General features: G+C 65.3%; 20 protein-coding genes. 7 read left to right on the top strand and 13 right to left on the bottom strand.

What is annotated here, in order from left to right:
- Positions 1-4 precede the first annotated feature (4 nt).
- Positions 5-2,335 carry a DNA translocase FtsK gene (locus tag A985_RS0121195; RefSeq protein ID WP_039830646.1) on the bottom strand — a complete coding sequence of 777 codons (2,331 nt, stop codon included), beginning with the start codon at positions 2,333-2,335 and terminating at the stop codon, positions 5-7.
- Positions 2,336-2,659: 324 nt separating this feature from the next.
- Here A985_RS0121195 and trxB point away from each other — a divergent pair, with 324 nt between their 5' ends.
- Both trxB and A985_RS26535 read left to right on the top strand, forming a co-directional pair.
- Positions 2,660-3,616 carry a thioredoxin-disulfide reductase gene (trxB, locus tag A985_RS0121190; RefSeq protein ID WP_026132246.1) on the top strand — a complete coding sequence of 319 codons (957 nt, stop codon included), beginning with the start codon at positions 2,660-2,662 and terminating at the stop codon, positions 3,614-3,616.
- Positions 3,617-3,714: 98 nt separating this feature from the next.
- Positions 3,715-4,392 carry a Smr/MutS family protein gene (locus A985_RS26535; RefSeq protein WP_017235377.1) on the top strand — a complete coding sequence of 226 codons (678 nt, stop codon included), beginning with the start codon at positions 3,715-3,717 and terminating at the stop codon, positions 4,390-4,392.
- Positions 4,393-4,654: 262 nt separating this feature from the next.
- Here A985_RS26535 and A985_RS0121180 read toward each other — a convergent pair whose 3' ends face one another.
- The 5 genes from A985_RS0121180 to A985_RS0121160 all read right to left on the bottom strand — a co-directional run bounded on the left by A985_RS0121180 (position 4,655) and on the right by A985_RS0121160 (position 10,462).
- On the bottom strand, positions 4,655-4,993 hold the full coding sequence (locus tag A985_RS0121180) for a P-II family nitrogen regulator (RefSeq protein WP_017235376.1): 339 nt from the start codon (positions 4,991-4,993) through the stop codon (positions 4,655-4,657).
- Between the two features lie 87 nt (positions 4,994-5,080).
- A complete protein-coding gene (locus A985_RS0121175; RefSeq protein ID WP_017235375.1) occupies positions 5,081-7,183 on the bottom strand; it encodes an NAD(+) synthase in 2,103 nt (700 codons plus the stop codon).
- A 155-nt stretch (positions 7,184-7,338) separates the two neighbouring features.
- On the bottom strand, positions 7,339-8,475 hold the full coding sequence (locus A985_RS0121170; protein WP_026132245.1) for a GNAT family N-acetyltransferase: 1,137 nt from the start codon (positions 8,473-8,475) through the stop codon (positions 7,339-7,341).
- 172 nt (positions 8,476-8,647) lie between these two features.
- Positions 8,648-9,175, bottom strand: coding sequence for an inorganic diphosphatase (gene ppa / locus A985_RS0121165; protein ID WP_017235373.1), 528 nt, complete (start codon positions 9,173-9,175; stop codon positions 8,648-8,650).
- Between the two features lie 102 nt (positions 9,176-9,277).
- Complete coding sequence (locus A985_RS0121160; RefSeq protein WP_017235372.1) at positions 9,278-10,462, bottom strand: alpha-hydroxy acid oxidase; 1,185 nt, start codon at positions 10,460-10,462, stop codon at positions 9,278-9,280.
- A gap of 150 nt (positions 10,463-10,612) precedes the next feature.
- Here A985_RS0121160 and A985_RS0121155 point away from each other — a divergent pair, with 150 nt between their 5' ends.
- Positions 10,613-11,488: an IclR family transcriptional regulator gene (locus A985_RS0121155; protein WP_017235371.1), complete on the top strand. Its 876-nt coding sequence runs from the start codon at positions 10,613-10,615 to the stop codon at positions 11,486-11,488.
- 38 nt (positions 11,489-11,526) lie between these two features.
- Here A985_RS0121155 and A985_RS0121150 read toward each other — a convergent pair whose 3' ends face one another.
- From A985_RS0121150 to A985_RS0121130, 5 genes are all read right to left on the bottom strand, one after another.
- On the bottom strand, positions 11,527-12,438 hold the full coding sequence (locus A985_RS0121150; RefSeq protein WP_017235370.1) for a dihydrodipicolinate synthase family protein: 912 nt from the start codon (positions 12,436-12,438) through the stop codon (positions 11,527-11,529).
- Between the two features lie 47 nt (positions 12,439-12,485).
- Complete coding sequence (locus A985_RS0121145; protein WP_017235369.1) at positions 12,486-14,192, bottom strand: ABC transporter permease subunit; 1,707 nt, start codon at positions 14,190-14,192, stop codon at positions 12,486-12,488.
- 99 nt (positions 14,193-14,291) lie between these two features.
- A complete protein-coding gene (locus A985_RS0121140) occupies positions 14,292-15,437 on the bottom strand; it encodes an ABC transporter ATP-binding protein (protein ID WP_017235368.1) in 1,146 nt (381 codons plus the stop codon).
- 45 nt (positions 15,438-15,482) lie between these two features.
- Complete coding sequence (locus A985_RS0121135) at positions 15,483-16,526, bottom strand: ABC transporter substrate-binding protein (protein ID WP_130027752.1); 1,044 nt, start codon at positions 16,524-16,526, stop codon at positions 15,483-15,485.
- A 214-nt stretch (positions 16,527-16,740) separates the two neighbouring features.
- A complete protein-coding gene (locus A985_RS0121130; RefSeq protein WP_017235366.1) occupies positions 16,741-18,177 on the bottom strand; it encodes an FAD-binding oxidoreductase in 1,437 nt (478 codons plus the stop codon).
- A gap of 260 nt (positions 18,178-18,437) precedes the next feature.
- On the opposite strand from A985_RS0121130, the gene A985_RS0121125 reads away from it, so the two are divergent.
- From A985_RS0121125 to A985_RS0121110, 4 genes are all read left to right on the top strand, one after another.
- Positions 18,438-19,877 carry an aldehyde dehydrogenase family protein gene (locus tag A985_RS0121125; RefSeq protein ID WP_017235365.1) on the top strand — a complete coding sequence of 480 codons (1,440 nt, stop codon included), beginning with the start codon at positions 18,438-18,440 and terminating at the stop codon, positions 19,875-19,877.
- 106 nt (positions 19,878-19,983) lie between these two features.
- Positions 19,984-20,742: an SDR family oxidoreductase gene (locus A985_RS0121120; protein WP_017235364.1), complete on the top strand. Its 759-nt coding sequence runs from the start codon at positions 19,984-19,986 to the stop codon at positions 20,740-20,742.
- Positions 20,743-20,835: 93 nt separating this feature from the next.
- Complete coding sequence (locus A985_RS0121115; RefSeq protein WP_039830645.1) at positions 20,836-22,152, top strand: MFS transporter; 1,317 nt, start codon at positions 20,836-20,838, stop codon at positions 22,150-22,152.
- Positions 22,153-22,320: 168 nt separating this feature from the next.
- Entirely contained in the window at positions 22,321-23,829 is a 1,509-nt protein-coding gene (locus A985_RS0121110) for an MDR family MFS transporter (protein ID WP_017235362.1), read from the top strand.
- A 33-nt stretch (positions 23,830-23,862) separates the two neighbouring features.
- Here A985_RS0121110 and A985_RS0121105 read toward each other — a convergent pair whose 3' ends face one another.
- Both A985_RS0121105 and A985_RS26530 read right to left on the bottom strand, forming a co-directional pair.
- Entirely contained in the window at positions 23,863-25,035 is a 1,173-nt protein-coding gene (locus tag A985_RS0121105) for a heme biosynthesis HemY N-terminal domain-containing protein (RefSeq protein WP_017235361.1), read from the bottom strand.
- A 9-nt stretch (positions 25,036-25,044) separates the two neighbouring features.
- Positions 25,045-26,186: uroporphyrinogen-III C-methyltransferase (locus A985_RS26530; protein ID WP_017235360.1), on the bottom strand; the 1,142-nt coding region annotated here is incomplete at its 5' end.

The raw sequence follows: 26,186 nt of genomic DNA, 5'->3' as shown, positions 1-26,186 counted from the left end.
TTCCTTACTCTCCTTCGCGATTCGGCACCAGAATATCCCGGTTACCGTTGCTCGCCATCGCCGACACAACGCCGGACTGTTCCATCTGTTCGAGCAGTCGCGCCGCCCGGTTGTAGCCGATGCGCAGATGCCGCTGTACCAACGAAATCGACGCACGGCGCTGTTTGAGCACCACGGCCACGGCCTGATCGTACAGCGGGTCGGACTCGCCACCGCCCTCGCCGGTTCCGCCGCCGGCGCCACCGGCACCGTCGATGCCGCCGTCTTCACCGTCGACAACGCCGTCCAGAATGCCCTCGACGTAATTCGCCTCGCCCTGCTCGCGCAGGCGCTCGACCACGCGATGCACTTCGTCATCGGCCACGAACGCCCCGTGCACCCGCAACGGCAATCCCGTGCCCGGCGGCATGTAAAGCATGTCGCCCATGCCCAGCAGCGTCTCGGCCCCCTGCTGGTCGAGAATGGTGCGCGAATCGATCTTCGACGACACCTGGAACGCCACGCGCGTCGGCACGTTCGCCTTGATCAACCCGGTAATGACATCGACCGACGGACGCTGCGTTGCCAGAATCAGGTGAATACCCGCCGCACGCGCCTTCTGCGCGATGCGCGCGATCAGCTCTTCGACCTTCTTGCCGACGACCATCATCAGGTCGGCCAACTCGTCGATCACCACGACGATATACGGCAGGCGCTGCAACGGCTCCGGCGCGTCGGGCGTGAGCGAGAACGGATTCGGGATGTGCTCTTCGCGCTTGGCGGCGTCGTCGATCTTGTTGTTGTAACCGGCGAGGTTGCGCACGCCGAGCTTGCTCATAAGCTTGTAACGGCGCTCCATCTCGGCCACGACCCAATTCAGCGCATGGCCCGCCTGACGCATGTCCGTGACTACCGGGCACAGCAGATGCTGAATGCCTTCGTACATGCTCATTTCGAGCATCTTCGGATCGATCAGAATCAGCCGCACCTGCTCGGCAGTCGCCTTGTAGAGCAGCGACAGGATCATCGCGTTGATCCCCACCGACTTGCCCGAGCCCGTAGTACCGGCCACCAGCAAGTGAGGCATTTTCGCCAGATCGGCCACCACGGGCTTGCCGCTGATGTCCTTGCCCAGCGCGAGCGTGAGCAGCGACGCCGAGTCGTTGTATATCTCGGAGCCGAGAATCTCCGTCAACCGCACCGTCTGACGACGCGGATTCGGCAGTTCCAGCCCCATGAAGTTCTTGCCGGGAATGGTTTCGACCACGCGAATCGATACGAGCGAAAGCGAGCGCGCCAGATCCTTCGCCAGGTTGACGATCTGGCTGCCCTTCACGCCGGTGGCCGGTTCGATTTCGTAGCGCGTGATGACCGGCCCCGGATATGCGGCCACGACGCTCACGTCGACCCCGAAATCCTTGAGCTTCTTCTCGATGAGGCGTGATGTGAATTCGAGCGTCTCGGCCGAGACGGTCTCCTGTGCGGCCGGGGCGGCGTCGAGCAACGCGAGCGGCGGAAGGATCGAATCGGGCAAATCGGCAAACAGCGGCGCCTGCTTTTCCTTCTCGACACGCTCGCTGCGAGCCACGACCTTGACGGGCGGCACGATCTGCACCGGTTCGTGCACTTCCGCACGCACGCGGTTCTGCACGATGGCGCCTTCGCGTGCGATTGCGGCCTCCTCGCCCAGCCGACGGTCCTGGCGCGCCTCGCGGCGGCGGCGGATCACGGTGCCGGTATCGAGAATCAACGCGCCGAACTGCTCGGCAACGCTCAGCCACGAGAAATGGAACAGCAGCGACAGGCCGAAAACGAAGATGAGCAGCAATGCCAGCGTGCCGCCGGTGAACCCGAACGCGTGCTGGAAGAAGCCGCCGACAGTCTCGCCGATCACGCCGCCCGAGGCGCGCGGCAATTGGGCTTTGAGGCGATATAGACGCAGCGATTCGATGCCGGCACTGGAGAGCAACAGCATCAGGGACGAAACGATCTCGACCCATCCGCCGCTGGCCAGCCGTTCGCGCAGCGGGGGCGCTTCGCGCTTGGCCGAGATCCGGCGATAGCCGGAAATCACGCGCCGGGCGATGAACACCACCAGCCAATACGCGGAAAGGCCCAGCATGAGCAGCAGCATATCGGCCACCCAGGCCCCCACGCGCCCCGCCCAATTGGCGATGCGCTCCACGTGCGCCGCATGCGTCCAGCTGGGGTCCAGACGGCTGTACGAGAGCAACGCCATCAGCAAGAACACCATCAGCGCGACCTGCGCCATCCAGCGAATTTCATGGAAGAGGTGCGTCACCCGGTTGGGTAACGACGATCCGGCACCAGCAGAGTAGGAAGATTTCGTCGTCATCAAGCCATGCGGTTGGGCGGGCAGACGGGCGGCCTGCCGCGCGGCAAGGCTCCATTGTAAACAACTATTCCCCCACTTAATGCACGAATACGTGACAAGCCGTAACGCCGGGCCTCCCGGCGGCCTTCGGCAGACCGCCGCGACCGGGCGCTCACCCGTCACACTCCGGTGGCGCGCGTGCTATCGCGTCGATTGCAAGACTCGATCAACGAAACGACGTCGGCCCCTTATAATGGCGGTTTGCGCCAATCCCCGCGCCGCGCCATCGCGGTGCAGGATCGGATCGGGCGCCAGCCCCCATCCCTTTCCGGTGAGTCCTCGTTCATGTCCGTTGCCAAGCACGCCAAAGTCCTGATTCTCGGTTCCGGCCCCGCCGGTTACAGCGCCGCCGTCTATGCCGCGCGCGCCAACCTCAAGCCCGTGCTGATCACAGGCATCGCCCAGGGCGGCCAGTTGATGACCACGACGGATGTCGAGAACTGGCCCGGCGACCCGACCGGCGTGCAAGGCCCCGAACTCATGGCGCGCATGCAGGCCCACGCCGAGCACTTCAACACCGAGATGATCTTCGATCACATTCACACGGTGCATCTGAATGAGCGTCCGCTGCGTCTGATCGGCGATTCCGGCGAATACACCGCCGATGCCCTGATCATCGCCACGGGTGCCTCGGCACAATATCTCGGCCTGCCGTCGGAAGACGCCTTCTCCGGCCGCGGCGTGTCGGCCTGCGCCACGTGCGACGGGTTCTTCTACAAGGGCAAGGAAGTCTGCGTGGTCGGCGGCGGCAATACGGCCGTCGAGGAAGCGCTGTACCTCTCGAACATCGCCAGCAAGGTCACCGTGATCCATCGTCGCGACAAGTTCCGCGCCGAGCCGATCCTGATCGACCGTCTGCTGGAAAAGGCCAAGCAAGGCGCAGTCGAACTCAAGTACGACACTGTGCTCGACGAAGTCACCGGCGACGACTCGGGCGTGACCGGCATTCGCATCAAGAACGTGAAGACCGGCGCCAGCGAAGCCATCGCGCTGCATGGCGTGTTCATCGCCATTGGCCACAAGCCGAACACCGACATCTTCGAAGGGCAGCTCGAGATGAAGAACGGCTACATCGTCACGCACAGCGGCCTGAACGGCAACGCCACGGCCACCAGCGTGCCGGGCGTGTTCGCGGCAGGCGACGTGCAGGATCACGTCTACCGTCAAGCCATTACCAGCGCCGGCACGGGCTGCATGGCCGCGCTCGACGCCCAGCGTTACCTCGAAAACCTCGACCAGTAACCGCTGAATGACCTGCGACGGCGCCCTCGCCACGTGAAATTTCACACGCTGGGGGCGCCGTTGTCGTTTGATCTCCCACCGTCCTTGTTCGCACGACCATGAGCAAGAAGCCTCCCAGACTCGGCCTCGGCGATCTCGCCGGCCTGCGCGACGCGATCGCCAAGGATTCGGCCGCGCGCGAAGCCGAACGCCTGGCCGCAGCCAAACGCGCTGCGCAAGCCAAGCGCGACGCCAACGTGTTCCGCGACAGCGTGGGCGACATCGCCCCGATCGCGCGCAAGGGCGCGACCGATCGCGTGGAGCATCCGCGCCAGCCGCCCGAGCCGGTGGCCCGTCAGACGCAGGAAGACGAAGCGGCCGTCCTGCACGAGTCGCTGTCGGACGAGTTCGACCCCGAAGCCCTGCTCGACACCGACGATCGCCTGTCCTATCGCCGCCCCGGCATCAGTCACGACGCCCTGCTCAAGCTGCAGCGCGGCGAATGGGTAGTTCAGGCGCAGATCGACTTGCATGGCATGCGTCGCGACGAAGCCCGCGAGGCGCTGTCCGCCTTCCTGAACGACGCCGTGAAGCGCGGACTGCGTTGCGTGCGCGTAATCCACGGCAAGGGACTCGGTTCGGTGAACCGCGAACCGGTACTCAAGGACAAGGTCCGCGGCTGGCTGGCGCAAAAGGACCAAGTGCTGGCCTGGGCGCAAGCCCAAGGACGCGATGGCGGCAGTGGCGCGTTGGTCGTCCTGCTCCAGGGTGCGCAGACGCGAGCGCCGCGCGGGTAGTCCACACGCGCCCGGGCGCGCGACGTCTTGCGCGAACGCGCGCCGCAGACACCACGTCGCATGCCGCTGTAGGCATCGCACCGTGGCAAGCGACATCGCCGTCACCTAGCCGTCATCGCGGCATTAAGCAGCATTAAGCGGCATCAAGCGCCATGAACGCCGAAGGGCGACGCCGCCTGCGCAGTCGTCGCCCTCCTCCGTCCAGCCCTTTGCGTCTCGCCCCGCTCGCCGCCGCAACCTCGCGACGACGCCCGAACCGGCGTCAGACCGCTTGCTCGCCCTCTTCGCCCGTACGAATGCGGATCACGCGCTCGACATCGGTCACAAAGATCTTGCCGTCACCGATCTTTCCGGTGCGCGCCGCGCCCAGTACCGCGTCAATGACCTGATCGGCCTGTGCCGAGCCGACCACCACTTCGATCTTGATCTTCGGCAGGAAGTCGACCACGTATTCGGCGCCGCGATACAGTTCCGTGTGACCCTTTTGACGGCCGAAGCCCTTCACTTCCGTGACGGTCAGGCCGGTCACGCCGACTTCGGCCAGCGCTTCGCGGACTTCGTCGAGCTTGAAGGGTTTGATGATGGCAGTTACGCGTTTCATTGTCGCCTCGATATCTTGGTTGGATTGTTCTGAGAATTCGCCGGGCTATTGTACCGGTCCGCGCAAGGCGCGCCGATCACAGTAGGCTCAGGCATGCGGGTCGTCGGGCACGGTGTCCAGGTCAGCGAGCCACACCACCGACTCCGAATCGCTCGGTGCCCGCCAGTCGCCGCGCGGTGAAAGCGACCCGCCCGTGCCGACCTTTGGCGCGTTCGGAATGCACGACCGCTTGAACTGACTGGTGCGGAAGAACCGATCCAGGAAAATGCGCAGGTTTCGCTTGATCGCCACCAGATCGTAAGCGTGATGCGCGACGTGTCCCTCGTCAGGCCAGCGTCCCGTCGACGCGTCGTGCCACGCGCTCCACGACAGAAACGCCACCTTGCGTGGCGCGTAGCCGAAACGCAGCGTGTAGTAGAGATTGAAGTCCTGCAACTCATAGGGACCGATGAAATGCTCGGTGCGCTGTTCCGGCGCGCCGTTGGCCTTGCCCGGTACGAGTTCCGGGCTGATTTCGGTCTCCAGGATATCGATGAGCACGTTGCGACGCGATTCGGCGTCCTTGCCTGTCTTGCTCGCGGGCTTGGCCGACGCCGCGCCGCCCAACTGCCCGGTTTCCGCCACCCATCGCACGAGGTGCATGATGAGCGTCTTGGGCACGCTGGCGTTCACGTTGTAGTGCGACATATGGTCGCCAACGCCGTACGTGCACCACCCCAGCGCCAGTTCGCTCAGATCGCCGGTGCCGATCACGATCGCCCCGAGGTGATTCGCGAGCCTGAACAGATGATTGGTACGCTCGCCGGCCTGCACGTTCTCGAACGTGACGTCGTAGACTTCCTCACCCCGAGAAAACGGATGGTCGAGGTCTGCCAGCATCTGCATGCAACTCGGGCGGATGTCGATCTCACGCGCCGTGCAGCCGACCGCCGCCATCAGCTCGCGCGCCTGGCGCAGCGTTCGCTCGCTCGTGGCGAAACCGGGCATGGTGTAGGCCAGGATGTTCGCGCGTGGCAGCCCGAGCCGATCCATGACCTTCGCGCACACGAGCAGCGCATGCGTCGAATCCAGGCCACCGGACACCCCGATCACGACCTTCTGAATCTTCGACGCGGCCAGACGCTGCATCAGCGCCTGCACCTGGATGTTGTAGACCTCGTGGCAACGCTCGTCGCGGCGGCGCGGGTCGGACGGCACGTACGGGAAGCGTTCAATGGCCCGCGCGAGCGGCAGCTCGGCATTGCGCGGCATCGCGACGTCGACCTTGATCGTGCGGAAGCGCGCCACCTCGTCGGCATGGCGGCGCACCGACACCCCGAACGTCGTCTGATGCATACGCTCGCGCGCGAGCCGCTCCAGATCAACGTCCGCATAAATCAGGTGCGATTCACTGGCGAAGCGCGCCGACTCGGCCAGCAGGTCGCCGTTTTCATAGATGAGCGCCTGGCCATCCCACGCGAGATCGGTCGTCGATTCGCCCTGCCCGGCCGACGTATACAGATACGCCGCGAGGCATCGCGCCGACTGTTGTCCGACCAGTTGATGGCGATACGCCGACTTGCCGACGACGACGTTGGATGCCGACAGGTTGACGAGTACCGTCGCGCCCGCCAGTGCGGCAAACGACGACGGCGGCACGGGCACCCAGACGTCCTCGCAAATCTCGCAGTGAAAGCGCAGCAACGGCTGGTCGGCAGCCTCGAAGACGAGCGCGCCGAACGGCACCTCATTGCCGAGCAGCATCACCGTGTCGACGCCCGCGTCATCGGCCGCGTTGAACTGACGCGCTTCGTAGAACTCGCTGTAGTTCGGCAGGTAGGTCTTGGGAACCACCCCATGCACGCGTCCGCGCGCGACAACCACTGCGCAGTTGAACAAGCGTTGCTGCACGCGCACCGGCATGCCGACGATCAGTGCGGCGCCCAGTTCGCGGCTCGCCGCCACGATGTCGGCCAGCGCCACGTTGCAGGCGTCGAGCAATGCACGTTGCTGGAACAGGTCTTCGCAGCTATAGGCGGGGATACCGAGTTCGGGGAAGGCGACGAGCGCGGCGCCCGCGGCATCGGCCTGCTTCGCGAGGGCAATGGTCTGCGCGGCGTTGTAGGCAGGATCGGCGACACGGCATTGCGGCACTCCGACGGCCACACGCGCGAAATCGTGATTGTAGAGATTGAGAAATCGGTTGGTCATGTCGGCGGCTACGAGGCATCGTCCCTGAGCCGATACGCCGGCAGGCGAAGCGGCTAGGGGCCGACGCCCGCCCGACGCGAGCGGCGGACGTGAGAATCGCCAGTATATTACGCGCGACGCTGCCCTGCCCGGCGCGCACCCGCGTCGCTACGGCGTCAGGACGCCGAGCGTTTGAACGGCGTATGGGCCTCCAGCTCACCGATATGCTCGTCCATCGCCGAGGTCTCCGCGTCGAGAAACTCGGCAATGGCGTCGGCGAAGCGTGCATCGGCAATCCAGTGGGCCGACCAGGTAGGTGTGGGCAGCAGGCCTCGCGACATCTTGTGTACCCCCTGTGCCCCGCCCTCGAAGCTGCGTAATCCATGCGCGATGCAATACTCGATGCCCTGCGCGTAGCACGTCTCGAAGTGCATGCCAGAGACGAACGCTGTCGTGCCCCAGTACCGCCCGTACATCGTGTCGCCGCTCACCACGTTGAGCGCGCACGCCAACGGCTCGCCCTCGCGCTCGGCCACGACGAGCAGCAGCGTGTCGGGCATCGCCGCATGCCACTGGCCAAAGAAGGCGCGGGTCAGATACGGCGCATTCCAGTGCTCTCGATAGGTGTTGTCATAGCACTGATAGAAGAAATCGAGCGCGGCTTCGTCGATGTCGGCACCGCGCAGCCACCGGTACGTTACCCCGGCATCGCGCACACGCCGGCGATCCTGTTTGAGCTTCTTGCGCTTTTCCTGATTCATCTGCGCGAGGAAGTCGTCGAACGAGGCGACGCCAGGGTTCTCCCAATGGAACTGCACGCCTTCACGCAGCGCATAGCCCGCCTCGGTGAGCGCCGCCAGATCGTCGTCGTGCGCGAACAGCACGTGAATCGACGACAACTCGAGCTGCTTCGCGAACGCGATCGCGCCGCGCGCGAGCGCGACCCGGTCGGCGTGGGTGCGCGCCAGCAGGCGCGGCCCCGTCACGGGCGAGAACGGCACCGCGCACAGCAGCTTCGGGTAGTAGTTCAGGCCATGACGCGCAAACGCCTCGGCCCACGCGTGATCGAACACGTACTCGCCGCGCGAATGTGATTTGACATAGAGCGGCATGGCGCCCACGAGGCTGTCGCCGGCCTGCATGAGCAAATAGGCCGGCTGCCAGCCGGTGCGCTTCGACGCGCACCCGCTCGTATGCATCGCATGCAGGAACGCGTGCTGCACGAACGGGTTGCCGCGCGCGAGCGCATTCCACGCGTCGGCCGGCACGTCTTCAATCGATTGCACTACACGGATGACTACGTCGCTGCTCACCGCTCACCTCGTCTGCGAACCTGCGAGCCGACATCGCGGCCGTCGGCATTGATCCATGGAACTGGTAGCCATTGTCGCCGAACTTGGCGAGGCTTTCAGCGGGCAACAAAAAAGCCCGGCACACGGCCGGGCTTCTCTGGCGTCGACGAGCGACGCCGCAGGCGAAAATCGCTTACTTCTTGGCGTTGGCCACGCCGTCAACGATTTCCTTGTGGGCGGCTTCGATGCCTTCCCAGCCTTCGATCTTCACCCACTTGCCCTTCTCGAGCGCCTTGTAGTTCTCGAAGAAGTGCTTGATCTGGTCCTTCAGGTAACCCGGCACGTCGTCGATCGACTTCATGTGCGCCGTCATCGGGCAGATCTTGTCGACCGGCACGACCACCAGCTTCGCGTCAACACCCGACTCGTCGGTCATGTTGAGCAGACCCAGCGCGCGGCAGCGCACGATCGAGCCAGCCAGCAGCGGGAACGGCGTGACGACCAGCGCATCGACGGGGTCGCCGTCACCGGACAGCGTTTGCGGAATGAAACCGTAATTGGCCGGGTAACGCATGCCCGTACCGATGAAGCGGTCGACGACCAGCAGGCCCAGTTCCTTGTCCGCCTCGTACTTCACCGGGTCGCTTTGCGCCGGGATCTCGATGATGACGTTGAAATCGTTGGGGATGTCCTTGCCGGCAGGCACGTGGTTGAAGCTCATGATGGCATTCCTGTGTTTGAAAAGGGGCACGCCGCCGCACGGCGTGCACGCCCGCCAACCCGCCGGATGCCACGCCGCCCGACGGCAATCGGGCGCGGAACATTATAGCGGGTTTGCCTGATTCGCCTGTATTGACGGCAGCCGGACCAGTCGCTGCGACGTGACGTCGCCCATGTTTGCACAGCCCAGCAGTTGCATCGTCGTGCGCAACTCGCCCAGCAACAGCGCGAGCACCCCGGCCACGCCCTCGCCGCCGCATGCCGCCACGCCGTACAGCGGCGCACGGCCGAGCAACACCCCCTTGGCTCCCAGCGCAACGGCCTTGGCCACGTCGGCGCCGCGCCGCACGCCACCATCGAGAAACACGGCCATCGCGGGCCCGCGAGCGCTCAATGCCTCGACGATCGGCGGCAGCGCCTCGAGCGGCGCAAGCGTGCTGCCCAGTTGTCGCCCGCCGTGATTGGACACGACGATGCCATCCGCGCCGTGCGCCTGCGCCAGTCGGGCGTCCTCCACCGTCTGGATCCCCTTGACGAGCACTTCACCGGGCCAGTGGCGGCGCACCCAGGCCAGATCGTCCCAACCGAGCGACAGGTCCATCTGACGGCTCAGCACTGCCGCGTGACGGGCCAGATCGGCACGCTCGCCCACACTCCTGGCGATGTTGCGCAGTTGCGGCGCGCCGTGGGCCAGCATCTGCCAGCTCCAGTGCGGGTGCCGCATGCAGTCGGCGATGAGCCGCGGCGTCATGCGCAACGGCAGTTTGAAGCCGTTGCGCGTGTCGTGATCGCGCTTGCCATGCACCGGCGTGTCGACCGTCAGCAGCAGCGTGCGGAAACCCGCCTCACGCGCGCGGCGCATCATGCTCTCGGCAATACGCCGGTCTTGCTGCACATAGAGCTGGAGCCACATCTCGCCATCGGGCACCGCCGCGCGAACGTCTTCCAGCAGCGACGTCGACGCCGTCGACAACACGAACGGCAGCCCGGCGTCGGCCGCCGCGCGGGCAAGCCGCTCATCGGCACGTGGCCAGAACAACCCGTTGAGTCCGGTCGGCCCCACGGCCATGGGGGCGGCGGCGTCACGCCCCCAGAACGTCGTCGCACTCGAACATTGCGACGTATCGATCATCACGCGCGGCGCAAAGCCCCACTGTGCGAACGCATCGCGGTTGCGACGCAGCGCGTCGCCGTCTTCCGCCCCGCCCTCCAGGTAATCGAACGCCAGCTTCGCCAGACGACGCCGGGCAGCCCGACGGTAATCCTCCACGCAGGAAAACGCGTGCATTGCTCCCCCTATTCTCATGTTCCCCCGTGGCGCTCGCCACGCAGCCTCATTCCTCGCCCAACGACGCGCTCTCCCGGTAATTCGTCACTTGCACACAAACAATTGCATTACAATCACAATCGTTACAATCCGAACATATTGGTACATTCCATGCCGCGCTTGCCCGCCCGGTCATCCGGCCGCACTGAAGACGCGCCGGCCACCGCGTCAGCCAAATCCGCCAGCGTGTCGGACGCTGCGCCGTCGACGCCCCGCTCGTCGCTCTTCGTCGGATCCACCGAAAAGACGTTTCAGGTGCTGCACGCCTTCGACGGCCCGGCGCGCTATATGACGCTTGGCGACATCGCCAAGGCGGCAGGGCTCGATCGCAGCGCGACGCAACGGCTCGTGCACACCCTCGAAGTGCTCGGCTATTTGTTTCGCGTGCCCGAGACCCGCACCTACGGTCTGACCACCAAGGTGCTTCAGTTCTCCTACAACTACATTCGCGCGAACGATCTCGTCGAGAAGGCCGCGCCGTATCTCCTGGACATCTTCCGCCGCGTTGGCGAGACGACCAACCTGCAGGAGCTGGACGGCCACGAGATCGTGTACGTCGCGCGCTTTCCCGGTCAGCATCTCGTGAATATCGGCATCGTCGTCGGCGCCCGCCTGCCGGCAATGTTCACCGCCTCCGGCATCGCCATGCTGTCGCGCCTGCCCGACGCACGCGTACGGGAAATCCTCGCGAATACCTCGCTTGAACCAATGACGCCATACACCACGACGGACGAGAAGAAGCTTCTCGAACGCATCCAGACGGCTGCGCGGCGCGGCTATGCCATCGTCGAAAGCGAAACCGTGATGGGGGACATCTCGGTCGCCGCCCCTATCACCGATCACGATGGATACGCCGTCGCGGCCATCAACATCTCGGTGCCGACCTCGCGCTGGACACGCGAGCGCGTTGAGGCCGAACTCGCGCCGCACGTGCAGGTCGCCGCCACCTCGATCTCGAAGTCGCGAATCTCCACCTTCCGCCGCTAAATCGCGCCAGCGGCGGCAGGTCCAGACCGCGCCCGGCCTCAGCGGCCCTCGAAGATCGCCAGTTGCCTGGCCAGTTCCTCGCGCAATTGGGCCGACAGCGCCGGTGCCGGCGGCACCAGCGGGGCGAGCATCGCCGGCGCGTCCACGCCGATCAGGTCCATCACCGACTTCATCGGCCCCGGGTTGGTCTCGGCAAACGCCAGGTTCATCAGCGGAATCAGCGAGCGATGCAACTCAAGCGCGTCGGCCGTCCGGCCTTCTGACGCGAGCGTGTAGATGCGCTGCCATGCGCTCGGCAATAGCGACGCTGTCACCACGATGCCGCCTCGCGCGCCCGCGGCCACATGCAGCGGGAACAGCGTGTCTTCGCCGCTCAGCACGGCGAACGACGCATCGACGCCCGCGATCGTGCGCAGGAAATGCCACATGTCGGTATTGCACGCCTTCATGCCCACGATATTCTCGTGGTGCGACAGCTCGTGCAGCACTTCCGGGGCAATCGCGATGCGCGTGCGATAGGGAATCTCGTAGATCAGGATGGGCACCGGTGACTCGTCGGCATAGCGCAGGAAGTAGTCGCGGATACCGGCTTGCGTCGGGTTGGTGTAGTACGGGGTGAGCACGAGCAGGCCGTCGGCACCTGCTGCCGCGAAGTCGCGACCGGCTTCGATGGCGTCGTGATAGCCCGGGTCGAGCACGCCGGCGATCACCGGCACGTCGCGGCCGTGCGCTTTCACTTCCTGCGCCGTGAGTTCGGCCATGCGCACGCGCTCGGCGCGCGAGAGCGCCCCGTACTCGCCGGTGCCGCCGAGCGGCACCACGCCGTCGATGCCCTGCCCCAGCAGATACCGCATCAGCGCGCGCGCCGCATCGGTGTGAATCGTGTCGTCGGCGTTCACCGGCGTGGGAATCGCCGGCAGAATGCCCTTCAGTTGTGCAGAGCGAAGCATGTGTTAAACGTCCGTGAATCGTGAGTTCGGTGAAATCGGATACCGCATCAGGTCGCGAGGCTGCGCCGGCGCAAGCGCTCGGCCACCCAGATGAGTGCGGCGATAAAAAGGAACAGGCAGGGGGAGACCGCGGCGATCACCGGCGAGATCTGCATCGTGATCTCGTCCCAGAACTGCTTGGGCAGGGTGGTCGACAGACCGCCCGACGTGAACAGCGCAATCGTGAGTTCGTCGAACGACGTGGCGAACGCGAACAGGAACGACGACAACAGGCCCGCACCGAGAATCGGGAACGTCACGCGGCGCAGCGTCGCCCACGGACGCGCCCCCAGGCTGTAGGCCGCCAGGTCGAGGCGCGTGTCGTAGTTGCGCAGCACCGCCATCATCGTGATGACGACATACGGCACGGCCACGACGGTATGCGCGAGGGTCAGCCCGACGCTGGAGCCCACCAGCCCGATCTTGGCGAAGAAATAGAACACGCCCACGGCCAGAATCATGCGCGGCACCACGATAGGGGCGAGCACGAAGGCGAGCATCGCCGACTTGCCGCGCATGCCGCCGCGCACCAGCAAGAACGCGGCCGGCGTACCGATCAGCATCGACAGCAATCCCGCTCCGATGCCGACAAGCATCGAGCGCGTGACCGCCTGCATCCACAACGGCGACTCCCAGATCTGCTGATACCACTGCAGCGAGAAACCTTTCGGCGGCCAGGCCAGGCCCGAGGCCGAGTCGAACGACATCGGAATCATGAGCAGGGCCGGTGCGGCAAGAAACACCACCAGCAGGACCACGATCGTGCGCAGCACGCGCCCATCGCCCTGCTCGCCCTTGTGGCGGGGCATCGCACGCAACAGCAGATCGGTGGCACTGCCCAGCGCCGAGAGCACGCTCTCGCCAAGCGCCCGGCTCCACCCGCCGCGCCGCTTGCCGGTCTTGATGTCGCCCGCGCCGCCGGCCATCGTCGACAGTCCGACCAGGCGGTCGTAGACGAAGAACACCACCAGCACCACGGCAAGCAGCAGCACCGAGATCGCGCCCGCGAAGCCCCAGTTCAATGCCTGCATCACCTGATCGATGATGAGCTGCGTAATCATCGTGTCGTGACGACCGCCGAGCAGCGTCGGCGTGATGAAGAAGCCGATCGATGTGACGAACACCATCAACGCGCCGGCGGCCACGCCCGGCAGCGACAAGGGGAAATACACCCGCCAGAACACGGTGCCGGGGCGCGCGCCCAGCGTCGATGCCGCGCTCGGCAGACGACGGTCGATGTTCTCCATGACGGAGAGCATGGTGAGCACCGCCAACGGCATGAGCGCATGCACCATGCCGATCAACACGGCCGGAAAGCTGTAGAGCAGCGAGAGCGGCGCATCGATCAGACCCAGATCGAGCAATGTTCGATTGATCACGCCGTTGCGCCCGAGCAGGACCACCCAGGCAAACGTACGCACGAGAAAACTCGTCCAGAACGACAGCAGGAGCCAGAACAACAACCGCTGCTTGCGCGCGCCGCTCAGTGTCGAGAGCCGATACGCAATCGGATAGCCCGTGAGCACCGCGAAGAAGGTCGTGTATAGCGAGACCTTGAGTGTGATGAGCAACACCTCGACGTACACCGACGAGGCGAACAAGCGCTGATATTCGGCGAGCGTGAAGCCGCTCTCGCCGCGAATGCTCAACAGCAAGAGTTGACCGACCGGATAAATCAGCATCACCGCCAGCAGAATGACGATGGGCGCGGCCATGAGCAGCGGGCGCAGGCGCGCACGCCAGCGCGCCCGGCGCGGCGCAGGCTGGGCGGGACGGGACGACGAAGGACGAGCCACGGCGGATGAACTCATCGCTTACCCCGCGATCGCCACGGCGTCGTCGGCACGCCATGCGAGACCGAGCGTCTGCCCGATCTCGAAACGGTTGCCACGACGATGTGTCGGAAACGACACCACGAGCGACTTGCCCACCTCGCCCCCCTCGCTCACCGCCCCGCCCATCACCGACGACTGCAGGTACAGCTTCGTCATGCCGCCCGTGACCATGATGTCGGTGAGCTTCGCCGAGATCGTTGCCACGCCATCGCGGTGCGCGCCATCGCCCCCGTCGGCGCCCTCGTGGATGTGCAGGTTCTGCGGACGCAGCAGCAGCTTGACCGCACGGCCCGGCTCGACCTTCGGGTCATAGACCATCGCACCGGCACCCTGCGCGCCTTCCACGCCCGGCATCGCCACGCGCACCTGATCGCCCGCGCGCGTCAGCACGGTGGCATCGAGCAGGTTGGACTCCCCGAGGAAATCGGCCACGAACACGCTCGACGGACGGAAATACAGATCGTCCGGCGTGCCCAGTTGCGCGATTTCCCCGGCGTTCATCAGGCAGATGCGATCGGACATCGTCATCGCTTCCTCCTGATCGTGCGTCACGTACACGATGGTGGTACCGAGTTCGCGGTGAATCCGCTTGATCTCGAGCTGCATGTGATCGCGCAACTTCTTGTCGAGCGCGCCCAGCGGCTCGTCCATCAAAATGATCGACGGCCGGTAGACCATGCAACGCGCGAGGGCGATGCGCTGCTGCTGCCCGCCTGAGAGTTCACGCGGATAGCGCTCCGCCACATGCGGCAGATGCACCATCTCCAGCGCGTTCATGACCATCTTGCGAGCGGCCTGTGCGTCGGTGCGACGCATTTGCAACGGGAATGCGATGTTCTCCGCCACGGTCATGTGCGGGAACAGCGCGTAGTTCTGAAACACCATACCGATGTCGCGCTCGTACGGCGCGCCGTACGTGACATCGGCCCCATTGATGCGGATGGCGCCCGCATCGGGCTGCGACAGACCCGCGATGAGCGAGAGCAAGGTGGTCTTGCCCGAGCCGCTTGGGCCGAGCAAGGTCAGGAATTCGCCCTGGGCGACATCGAGGTCGGTCGGGGCAAGCGCGACGAAATCGCCGTAGCGCTTGGACAGACCCGACACTTGGAGATTGGCAACGGTCATGAGATCAGCACCCTAGAATGCATGAAACGGAACAGCAGGTGAGGATCAGGTCAGGATCCAACGGTTGAAACGCTCGAGCGCCACGCTCTGGTTCTGCTGCCAGAACTTCGCGTTGATCTGCACGCCACTCTTCATGTTCGCGGGGAATGTCGGGCAGTGCTTCGCAATCTCGGGCTTGACGTAGTTGAACGCCTCGGGCTGCGTCATCCCGGCCGGGAAGAACTTGGTCAGTTCGGCCTGTCGCTTCGGATCGCTCACGAACTTGATGAACTCGCGGCAAGCACCGGCGTTCGGCGTGCCCTTGAGGATCGACCAGTTGTCGCACCCCCAGATGTTCTGGTTCCACACGATCTCCACGGGCGCGCCGTTGGCCTGCGCCGACTGCGCGCGCGAAGCCCACGTGGCGACCATGTCGACCTCGCCCGAGCCGAGCATCTGTTCGAGCTGTGCGCCGGTGGTCCACCATACGTCCACATGCTTCGCAATCTTGTCCAGACTCTTGAATGCGCGATCGAAGTCGCACGGATACACCGCGCCGGACGCCACGCCGTCGGCCAGCAGTGCTTCTTCGATGGTGTCGAACGGGTACTTGCGGATGGAGCGACGGCCCGGAAAGTCCTTCACGTTCCACAGATCGGCCCACGACGCCGGCGCCTTGCGGCCCTTGAACGCATCGGTACGATAGGCGAGCACCGTCGAGTAAATGTTGGTTCCCACGCCGAACGGCGACATGTACTGCGAGGGGATCTTGGCGATGACGGGGTCCGACTCGAGACCGTGGCGCTCGAGGTACTCCTTGCCGCCCCCCGTCAGCAGCAGGATCGCGGGCTGGCTGATCTTGGCCATGTCCCACGTGTAGCTGCCCGCCTCGACCATGCTCTTGATCTGCGCCGTCGGCTCGGCGTTGGCCTGCACGCCCACGACTTCGATGCCGGTCGCCTTGGCGAACGGCTTGTAGAACACGGCGTCGTACGCCTTGTTGTAGATCCCGCCATCGTCGCGCACGACGATGCGCTTGGTGGCGGCGCGCGAGGACGTCCACACGAACGGGAACGCCACGGCTGCGGCACCGACGAGCGCCGTCTTCATGGCCGTGCGGCGGCCCGGCTGTGCGAGCGATGCGGCGTCGTTGTCGGCGTGGGTGTCAGCGATGTCAGCAGTATCGAGCGGGCTTGCGAAGGGCTTGCGTTTCATCTTGGTCTCCGGTCTTGACTGGGAGGGTGGGCGCGGCGACGGTGTGCGACTTCGGCACAGCCGCCGCGCGCGCGGTTATGGCACAACAAACAGCAATGCGTGAAATGACTCAGGGAACGAGACGTCCCGGATTGAACAACTGGTTAGGGTCGAGTGCCGCCTTCACGGTGCGCATGAGGGCGAGTTCGGCCGGCGCCTTGTAGCGCTGCATGAGCGGCAAGCCCGTCTGGCCAACGCCATGCTCGGCGCTGAACGTGCCGGACAGCCGTGCGGCCACGTCGTTCACGCACGCGCGCATGATGCCGGCCATCGACGCACTGTCGGCCAGCGCCGCCCAGGCGGCAAACGAGAACATCGGGATGAAGTGCACGTTGCCGTCGCCCATATGGCCGACGATGGCGATGTCGAGCCCCGGCACGACGGCGTGCACGGCGCGCGTGGCGGCGTCGATGAATTCGGGCACGCTCGACACCGGCACCGCGCAATCGGTCGTGAGCCCGACGGCGGCCTTCTTGTTGGCTTCGCTCACGCTGTGGCGCACTTCCCAGAAATCGGCGCGCTGCGTGTCGTTCGCCGCGATGACGGCGTCTTCGACGAGCCCTTGCTCGATGGCCTCGCCCAGCGTCTGCGTCAGCACGGCTTCGAGCCCTTCGGCGTCGCGCGTGTCGCTCAGCTCGACCAGCACATGCCAGGCATGCGCGTGCGCGAGCGGATTGCGGCGATTCGGCACATTGGCCAGCACCAGATCGAGCTGGTGACGGTTCATGATCTCGAAAGCCGACAGGCGCGCGCCGCAGGCGTTCTGAAACCTACCGAGAATCTGTTGCGCGGCGGCGGGATCGCGCGGCGCAAACCACGCGAGCGCATGCTGCGTGGGCAACGGATGCAGCTTGAGCGCGGCGGCCGTGATGATGCCCAGCGTGCCCTCCGCCCCGATGAACAGATGCTTGAGATCGATACCGGTGTTGTCTTTGCGAAGTGCGCGCAGACCGTCCCAGATCGTGCCGTCGGCCAGCACGACTTCCAGGCCCAGCACGTTCTCACGCGTGTTGCCATAGCACAGTACGCTGGTGCCGCCCGCGTTGGTCGAGAGCGTGCCGCCGATCTGACACGACCCCTCGGCACCAAGACTCACCGGATACAGCCGTCCAACGCCGGCCGCCGTCTCCTGCACGGTTTTCAGGATGCACCCGGCCTCGACGACCATCGACCCGTTGGCCGCATCGACCTGCCGAACGCGACGCATGCGCGCCAGGTTCAGAATGACGGGCGCCGGGCCGTCGGTCGGCGGCACCGCCCCGCCGCACAGGCTCGTGTTGCCGCCCTGCGGCAAGATCGGCACGCCCGCGGCAGCGCATAGCCTGACGACATCGCTCACCTGCGCGGTGGTCGAGGGCAGCACGACACACAGCGCCTCGCCCCGATAACGTCCCCGCCAGTCCTCGGTGTAACCGACGGTATCGGGCGCATCGCTGAGCACGGCTTGGGCGCCCAGCGCGTCTCGCAACCGGGGAATCAGTGTTTCACGCGTCACTGCGTCGTTCATTGCCTGCGGACTCCTGAATACTTCCGTTCGACGTTGTCGCCACGGCGCGGATAGCCGTATGCGACGAGCGGTGGGGCTACGCCAGATGTCCGTCTGGCGATTCATTACGATCAAGGATAGGTGATAAAAAATTGCAATAAAATCTCTTTAATTACAATGCGATCAATTTAGGTGTTTGTGCGGATGTGACGCATGTGACGGTCAACGCCCTCACGAGTTAAGTGATAATGAGGGCCACCCCCACACGAGGTGACGTCGTCATGCCCGAAGCTACACACCTCATCGGCAACCAATGGGTCGCTCCCGCGAAGAGCCCGACGATTCCCGTTGTTGACCCTTCCGACGGACAAGTCTTTACCCAGATCGCCCGCGGCGACGCCGAGGATATCGACCGCGCCGTGAAGGCCGCACGTTCGGCCTTCGAAGGCGACTGGGGACGCATCGGCGCCGCCGAGCGCGGCCGCGTACTCTACGCAATGGCGAACGTGCTCGCTCAACATCACGAGGCGTTGGCGCAGCTCGAAGCACGCGACACCGGCAAGCCGCTCAAGCAGGCACGCGCCGATGCCGCCGCCATCGTGCGCTATTTCGAGTTCTATGCCGGGGCCGCCGACAAGCTGCACGGCGAGACGATCCCCTACCAGCCCGGCTTCACCGTGTTCACCGTGAGAGAGCCGCACGGCGTGACCGGTCACATCATTCCGTGGAATTACCCGCTGCAGATCTTCGGGCGCAGTGTCGCCGCGGCCCTTGCGAGCGGCAACGCCTGCGTCGTGAAGCCGGCGGAAGACGCCTGTCTGTCGTTGCTGCGCGTGGCCGAGCTGTCGATCGAAGCCGGGCTGCCGCCGGGCGCGCTCAATATTGTGACCGGCTACGGCGCCGAGGCGGGTGCGTCACTCGCGCGGCATCCGGGCATCGATCACATCTCGTTTACCGGCTCGCCCGCGACCGGCACGCTGATCTCGCAGATGGCCGCGGAAAACCATACGCCCGTCACGCTCGAACTCGGCGGCAAATCGCCGCAGATCGTTTTCGCCGACGCGGACATGGACGCCGTGCTGCCCGTGGTGGTCAATGCGATCGTGCAGAACGCCGGACAAACGTGCTCCGCCGGCAGCCGTCTGCTCATCGAGCGCGACGCCTACGAGCGCCTGCTCGCGCGTCTGGCCGAGGCGTTTGCGCATCTGCGCGTGGGACCGTCGCAGGACGATCTCGATCTCGGCCCGCTGATCAGTGCGCGCCAGCAGCAACGCGTGTGGGACTTCCTGTCCGAAGCGCAGCACGATGGCATTGCGGTGATGTCGCAGGGTGAAGTCGTCGGCAGCGCACCGGAAACCGGGTTCTATCAGGCCCCCACGCTCCTGCGCGACGTTCCCGCCACCCATCGTCTCGCCCGCGAGGAAGTGTTCGGCCCGGTGCTCGCCGCCATGCCGTTTATTGACGAGGCCGACGCCGTGCGGCTGGCCAATGGCACGCCCTACGGTCTGGCCGCCGGGGTCTGGACGCACGATGGCGCACGCCAGATGCGCCTGGCACGCGACATTCGCGCGGGACAGGTCTTCATCAACAACTACGGCGCGGGCGGCGGCGTGGAGCTGCCTTTCGGCGGGCGCAAGCACTCCGGCCACGGACGCGAAAAGGGCTTCGAAGCCCTCTACGGCTTCACGACACTCAAGACCGTGGCCATCCGGCACGGTTGATTCGCAGGACCGGCGGCACACTCCCTGATCTAGATCGCGGCGAAGCATCGAACGCACGCCCTGTGTCCGACGCTTCGCCATCCCCAGGCACTTCAGGAGACAAGGCATGCGTTTGCAAGAGAAAGTGGCCATCGTCACGGGCGCCGGTTCCGGCTTCGGCGAGGGCATCGCCAAGACGTTTGCGCACGAAGGCGCCGCCGTCATCGTGAACGATCTGAACCGCGAGGCCGGCGAGCGCGTGGCCGAGGACATCGCCAAGGCCGGTGGGCGAGCGGCGTTCGTATGCGGCGATGTGTCCCGGGAGGACGATCACGTCACCCTGCTGGACGAAGCCGTCACGCGCTTCGGCCATCTCGATATCGTGGTCAATAATGCGGGCACCACGCATCGCAACAAGCCACTGCTCGAAGTCACCGAAGCCGAGTTCGATCGCGTCTATGCCGTGAACGTCAAGAGCATTTTCTGGAGTGCGCGCGCGGTCATGCCGTACTTCCTGCAGCGCGGCGCCGGTGTGATGATCAACATCGCGTCGACGGCGGGTGTGCGCCCACGCCCGGGGCTCGTCTGGTACAACGGCAGCAAAGGGGCCGTGATTACGGCGAGCAAGGCCATGGCCGCCGAATTCGGCCCGAAGAACATCCGCGTGAACTGCGTCAACCCGGTCATCGGCGATACCGGATTGACCGCCGAATTCATGGGCGTGCCGAACACCCCCGAGAACCGCGCCAAATTCCTCGCAGGCATTCCGCTCGGGCGCTTCTCCACGCCGCAGGACATTGCCAACGCCTGCCTCTACCTCGCCAGCGACGACGCCGCATTCATCACCGGCGTGTGCCTGGAGGTCGACGGCGGACGCTGCATCTGATCGACCCATCGTTTTTGCAGTCGGTAATCCCGTAGTTGTCGCACTCACACCATAACGACAGACAACACCACGTCAAACCGGAGGAGCTTTCGTATGAACAGCGTTCCCACGCCCCCCTCGCCCATGACCGATGCGTCGTCGGCCGACTTTGAAGCGGCCACCTACCGCAAGGTCGGCTGGCGGCTGATTCCGTTTCTACTGCTGTGCTATGTGGTCGCGTATCTCGACCGGGTCAACGTCGGCTTCGCCAAGTTGCAGATGGTCGGCGACCTGCAATTCTCCGAGACCGTGTTCGGTCTCGGCGCGGGTATCTTCTTCTTCGGCTACTTCCTCTTCGAAGTGCCAAGCAACGTGATCCTGCATCGCGTAGGCGCCCGCGTGTGGATTGCGCGCATCATGATCTCGTGGGGCATCATCTCGGGCGCGACGATGTACGTCACGTCGCCACAGATGTTCTACATCATGCGATTCCTGCTCGGCGTGGCCGAGGCGGGCTTCTTCCCCGGCATCATCCTGTACATCACCTACTGGTATCCGGCCTCGCGGCGCGGACGCATGACCGCCTGGTTCATGACGGCCGTGGCGTTGTCCGGCCTGATCGGCGGGCCGCTCTCAGGCTGGATCCTCAAGGACATGAGCGGCGTGAATGGCCTTGCCGGTTGGCAATGGATGTTCCTGATCGAAGCGATTCCGTCGGTGGTGATCGGGCTGATCGTGCTGGTCGTGCTCGACGACCGCATTCGCGATGCCAAGTGGCTCAACGATGCCGAGAAGTCGATGCTCGAGCGCAACATCGCCAGCGATGTGCTCAGCAAGGAAGACCTGCCGCTGCGCCGGGTGTTCTCCAGCCCCCGCGTGTGGATGATGAGCCTGATCTACTTCTCGTTCGTGATCGGCCTGTACGGTGTGGGCTTCTGGCTGCCGACGATCATCAAAGGCACGGGCGTGACCGATCCGCTGCAAATCGGCCTGCTTACGGCCATTCCGTATTTCTTCTCGGTGATCGCGATGGTCGTGGTCGGGCGTCGCTCCGATCTGCGCGGCGAGCGTCGCTGGCACATTGCGATACCCGCTTTCGTCGGCGCCATCGGCCTGTTCCTGTCGACGACCTGGAGCCACAACACCCAGCTCGCCATGGTCGCCCTGACGCTGGCCACGATGGGCATCATGATCGTGCTGCCGCTGTTCTGGAGCCTGCCCACGGCCTTTCTGGGCGGCACCGCCGCCGCGGCCGGTATCGCGATGATCAACTCGCTGGGCAATCTGGCCGGTTTCGTGGGCCCATACCTGATCGGCTTTCTCAAAGACGCCACGCACAGCACCAACAGCGGCATGTTCCTGCTCACGATCTTCATGATTCTGGGCGGACTGCTTACGCTGGCCGTGCCCGCGCGGCTCGTCAACCAGTGACGGCTACGGCGGGATCGGCTGACGAAACCGCATCTCGCCGGGCAAGACCGTCCCGCCATGGGACCGCTGGCCGGGTCGCCACCGTGGCCATCCGTTGGGAGTAATATATTTCGCATCGAGAAGGCCGTCCTTGCCGGGACGGCCTGTTTTTTGCCCCCAAAGATCCGCATGCCCGCCAACGACTCTCAGACGACGCCGGCCGGCGTCTCGCTCACCCCCACCGAGGTCAAGTCGATCCTCTCGGGCCTGCTGCTCATCATGTTTCTGGGCTCGCTCGACCAGACCATCGTCGCGCCCGCCCTGCCGACCATCGCCCGAGACCTCGGTAGCTTCGACGCCGTGTCGTGGGTCGTCACCGCTTATCTGCTCTCGTCCACGGCCATCACTCCCATCGTCGGCAAGCTCTCCGATCTGTTCGGACGGCGCGTCGTCATCGCCGTGAGCGTGGCCGTTTTCCTCGTGGGGTCGGTGCTGTGCGCGCTGGCGCCGAGCATGCTCGCGCTGATCGTGGCGCGCGGCGTGCAGGGGCTGGGCGGCGGCGGCCTCATCGCGCTGTCCAATACCGTGATCGCGGATATCGTCTCGCCGCGCGAGCGCGGCCGATATCAGGGATATATCTCCGGCATGTTCGCCGTCTCCGGCGTGGCGGGGCCCATCACCGGCGGAGTATTCGCCCAGTACCTGAACTGGACCCTCATCTTCTGGATCAATCTCCCGCTCGGTCTGCTCGCCATCTACCTGAGCGACCGCGCGCTGCGCCACCTGCCCGGTCGCGAGGGCAAGCCGAGCATCGACTATCTCGGGTCGGCGCTGCTCATCGCCGCGACCGTCTGCCTGCTGCTGGCGCTCACCTGGGGCGGACATCGCTACGACTGGGTGTCGATGCCCATTGCAGGCCTGCTCGCCGCGAGCGTGATCGTGGGGGCGATCTTCCTGCGTCACCAGCGTGCGGTGCGCGAGCCATTGCTACCGGTGGCGTTGCTTGCCAACCCGGTGTTCCGGATGACATCGACGATGGCCGTGCTCGTGATGATGGTCAACATCAGCATCGGGATCTACGTGCCGCTTTATCTTCAGTTGCAGCGCGGCGAATCGGCTAGCCGTTCGGGGCTGATGCTGATCCTGCCGCTGCTGGGCATCGTGGTGGGGGCGCTCAGCGCGGGGCATTACATGCGCGCGACGGGGCATTACAAGCGCCCGCCACAGATTGGCCTGCCGGTGGCGTTGCTGGGACTGACGACGATTGCGCTCGGCGTGCAGTCACTGCCGCTCTGGGTCGTGGGGCTGTGTCTCGGACTGGTGGGGATCGGCTTCGGCTCGGCCATGCCGGTGATGACCGTGGCGACGCAAAATGCCGTCGCGCCGCGCGACATCGGCATTGCGACGGCCGCACACGCATTCTTCCGGGCGCTCGGCGGGATGATCGGCGTCGCAATGTTCGGCGCGCTCATCGTCGGGCTGTTGGTCTCGGCAGACGGCGGCGCACCGCGCGAACTGACCGACTTCCTTCGCCCAGGCGGCGCACCGCCCGGGATGGAAGATCATGTACGGCTCGCCTTCGGTGCGTTCTTCGGCGGAAGCGCCCTCATTGCCGCGCTGGCCATCGTCGCGCTCGGCCGCTTGCCGGAACTGCCATTGCGCCAGAGTTCGGGGAACGAAGCAACGGCCATCGAATGACGATGCGAGCCTGACGGCTCGCTCGCCAGCCATTTACGCGCTCGCGCAGGCCCGATAGTGACGGTTGGCCAGTTCCATCTGCTCGAGCCCCTCGAAGAGTTGCGCCAGCGCGAGATGCACGCGCTGCTGCAGATGCCGGTCGTCGGTATGACGCAGCGCCCCTTCGAGGAACGTCTGCGCCTTGCCCCACAGCCGCTGGTGCTGGCACAGCTTGCCCAGTGCGAAGAGCAGATCGGGATCGTTCGGATGTCGCTGCTGCCACGCCTCGGCCTTCTGGATGAGCGGCAGGGCATCGCCGCCGGCACAATCGGCATAGCGGCGCAGCAGACGTGGGTCCCAGTGCTCGGCCAGCGCGGCCTCGACGATATCGCGCGCCTCGCGCAGGCGGTCGAGCGAAATCAGCAACTCCGCCGCGACATCGGCAATCCGCGCCGACGTGCGCGCATCGGCCGGCAATTCGTTCCAGCACTTGAGCAGCGCGTCGGCATCGTGGCGGTGATCGCGCAGAATGCCCTCGCTGGCCGTCTGCTTGAGCTTGGCCGCCAACGCCGGATGCAGCGCTTCGCGCTTTTCCAGCACCTTGAGCAGCGCCAGGACCTCGGGCCAATGCTTCAGGTGTTGATGTGCCCGCAAGGCGACCAACTGCGCCTGCATGCGGCGCGCGCCCTGCGCCCGCATCTCGGTCAGGGCTTCGAGCGCCCCTTCCGCATCACGGGTATCGACGCGCAACTCCGCCGTCTGCAACAGACGCGCCTCTTCGAGGTTCGCCCCCTGCGCCTCGGCCAGCCAGCTGTCGCGACGCGCAAACTCGCGCATACGATGCGCCGCGCGCGCCCCGATGATCGCCGCCACGCCACGATTGTCCTCTTGCTCGGCGGCTTCGCGCGCCGCTTTCTCCGCTCGCGTGTAGCGACCCGCGAAGAGATTCGCCACGGCATCGCGCAATGCGATGTTCGCGCGACGGCTGCGTTGGCGATTGCGGTAAGCGGCCACGCGCTCCGGCATCTTGTAGATGTTGCGCAAAATACGAATGACGACGTACAGCGCAACGAACAAGGCCAGCAACGCCAGCACAAAAAGATTCAGCGATACGTCAACACGGTACGGTGGCACGAGCATCACCACCTGCCCGTGATTGAACGTCGCCAGCACGGCAAAGCCGGCCGCGACCGCGAACAGGAGCGTCAACCAGATCAGTCCTCGCATGCCGGCTCCTTAGGGCTTGTCCTTGACGTCCTTGACCTGACCGATGGCGGTCAGGCTGGCGTCAAGGGTCGGCAGTTCGATCGTGCGCGAGCCCGCGTCGACCTGGTCGAGCAACGTTTTCACGGCGGCGATGCGACGCGACTTGGCGTCGAAATACTTGTCCAGCGCGGCCTCCGCGACCACCACGTCGCTATGCACAGCAGACGCGTTGCGCGCAAGCAGCGCCAGACGCGCATTGAGCAGGCGCAGCTTGAGATTCGCCCGCAGGAACGCGCCCTGCTCCGGCGCCACGAGCATGACGTCCGGGTCGTCCAACCGGCGGACCTGCACCAGTTGCTTGAGGCTGCCCAGCATTTCCGAGGACAGGCGATGCCACGTCGCGATCCAGCCCGCTTCGCTCACACTGCCCGCACCGGCCGCGCCCCCCGCCGCCGACGTCGGGTCGACGCGCCGCTCCTCGGCCTGCAACGGCAACGTGTCGACCATGGCAATCGCCTGATCGAGCTTGCCGGTCAGTTGCGGCAAATCGGCCGCCGGCACGGCCTTGAGCCGGTCGATGTCCTTCTTCAACGCGTCGCGCACGCCTGCGAGCTGCGGTGCGCCGGAGCGTGCCAGGCGAGCATCGGCACCCTCGAGCGCAATCAGCGCGCCGCGAACGTTGCCGGTGAGCTGCAATTGTTGATTCGCACTCGTGACGATCTGCTCGGTCTCGGCGAGCACCCATTCGTCTCGGTTGTGCGCCAGATCCTGATAGAGCTGTTCGAGTGCGGCCTGCTGGCTGCGCGAATCGGACACTCGCCCTTCGAGCGCCGTGAGCCGGTTTTGCAGATCGCGCTGATTATCGAGCGCCTGCGCCGTTCGCACCTGCGCCTGCATGACCTGTGCATCGCCCGTCTGCTGACGGCGCGCCATTTCCTGCTGCACGCGGTCGAGCTTCTGGTTCAGCGACCAGCCACCGATGCCGGCCCCGGCGGACACGAGCACGAAGAGCAGCCAGGGCAGCGCGGCCCCCGACCCTCGACGCCGAGGCGGCGGCTCGGGCGGCTGCCATGCAGGCGGGCTACCCGTCGTGCCATAGGGAGCACCGCCGGCCGTGGTTGCATTCGACGCCGCCGGGCCGGTCGATGCCGACGGGTTCTGGGAAGACTCGG

Source organism: Pandoraea sp. B-6 (assembly GCF_000282835.1).
Classification (GTDB): domain Bacteria; phylum Pseudomonadota; class Gammaproteobacteria; order Burkholderiales; family Burkholderiaceae; genus Pandoraea; species Pandoraea cepalis.
The sequence above is the reverse complement of the archived record's forward strand: the minus strand, read 5'-3'. Positions and strand labels throughout refer to the sequence as shown.

What these genes read in the sequence shown, in the direction of transcription:
- A985_RS0121160 (WP_017235372.1), bottom strand. Translation starts at nt 10,462, where the DNA reads ATGCACGCGTTTTCCTGCGTGGAGGATTACCGTCGGGCTGCCCGGCGT.
- A985_RS0121130 (WP_017235366.1), bottom strand. Translation starts at nt 18,177, where the DNA reads ATGAACGACGCAGTGACGCGTGAAACACTGATTCCCCGGTTGCGAGAC.
- A985_RS0121110 (WP_017235362.1), top strand. Translation starts at nt 22,321, where the DNA reads ATGCCCGCCAACGACTCTCAGACGACGCCGGCCGGCGTCTCGCTCACC.
- A985_RS0121175 (WP_017235375.1), bottom strand. Translation starts at nt 7,183, where the DNA reads ATGACCAACCGATTTCTCAATCTCTACAATCACGATTTCGCGCGTGTG.
- A985_RS0121135 (WP_130027752.1), bottom strand. Translation starts at nt 16,526, where the DNA reads ATGAAGACGGCGCTCGTCGGTGCCGCAGCCGTGGCGTTCCCGTTCGTG.
- A985_RS0121120 (WP_017235364.1), top strand. Translation starts at nt 19,984, where the DNA reads ATGCGTTTGCAAGAGAAAGTGGCCATCGTCACGGGCGCCGGTTCCGGC.
- A985_RS0121155 (WP_017235371.1), top strand. Translation starts at nt 10,613, where the DNA reads ATGCCGCGCTTGCCCGCCCGGTCATCCGGCCGCACTGAAGACGCGCCG.
- trxB (WP_026132246.1), top strand. Translation starts at nt 2,660, where the DNA reads ATGTCCGTTGCCAAGCACGCCAAAGTCCTGATTCTCGGTTCCGGCCCC.
- A985_RS26535 (WP_017235377.1), top strand. Translation starts at nt 3,715, where the DNA reads ATGAGCAAGAAGCCTCCCAGACTCGGCCTCGGCGATCTCGCCGGCCTG.
- A985_RS0121195 (WP_039830646.1), bottom strand. Translation starts at nt 2,335, where the DNA reads ATGACGACGAAATCTTCCTACTCTGCTGGTGCCGGATCGTCGTTACCC.
- A985_RS0121115 (WP_039830645.1), top strand. Translation starts at nt 20,836, where the DNA reads ATGAACAGCGTTCCCACGCCCCCCTCGCCCATGACCGATGCGTCGTCG.
- A985_RS0121125 (WP_017235365.1), top strand. Translation starts at nt 18,438, where the DNA reads ATGCCCGAAGCTACACACCTCATCGGCAACCAATGGGTCGCTCCCGCG.
- A985_RS0121140 (WP_017235368.1), bottom strand. Translation starts at nt 15,437, where the DNA reads ATGACCGTTGCCAATCTCCAAGTGTCGGGTCTGTCCAAGCGCTACGGC.
- ppa (WP_017235373.1), bottom strand. Translation starts at nt 9,175, where the DNA reads ATGAGCTTCAACCACGTGCCTGCCGGCAAGGACATCCCCAACGATTTC.
- A985_RS0121150 (WP_017235370.1), bottom strand. Translation starts at nt 12,438, where the DNA reads ATGCTTCGCTCTGCACAACTGAAGGGCATTCTGCCGGCGATTCCCACG.
- A985_RS0121145 (WP_017235369.1), bottom strand. Translation starts at nt 14,192, where the DNA reads ATGGCCGCGCCCATCGTCATTCTGCTGGCGGTGATGCTGATTTATCCG.
- A985_RS0121180 (WP_017235376.1), bottom strand. Translation starts at nt 4,993, where the DNA reads ATGAAACGCGTAACTGCCATCATCAAACCCTTCAAGCTCGACGAAGTC.
- A985_RS0121105 (WP_017235361.1), bottom strand. Translation starts at nt 25,035, where the DNA reads ATGCGAGGACTGATCTGGTTGACGCTCCTGTTCGCGGTCGCGGCCGGC.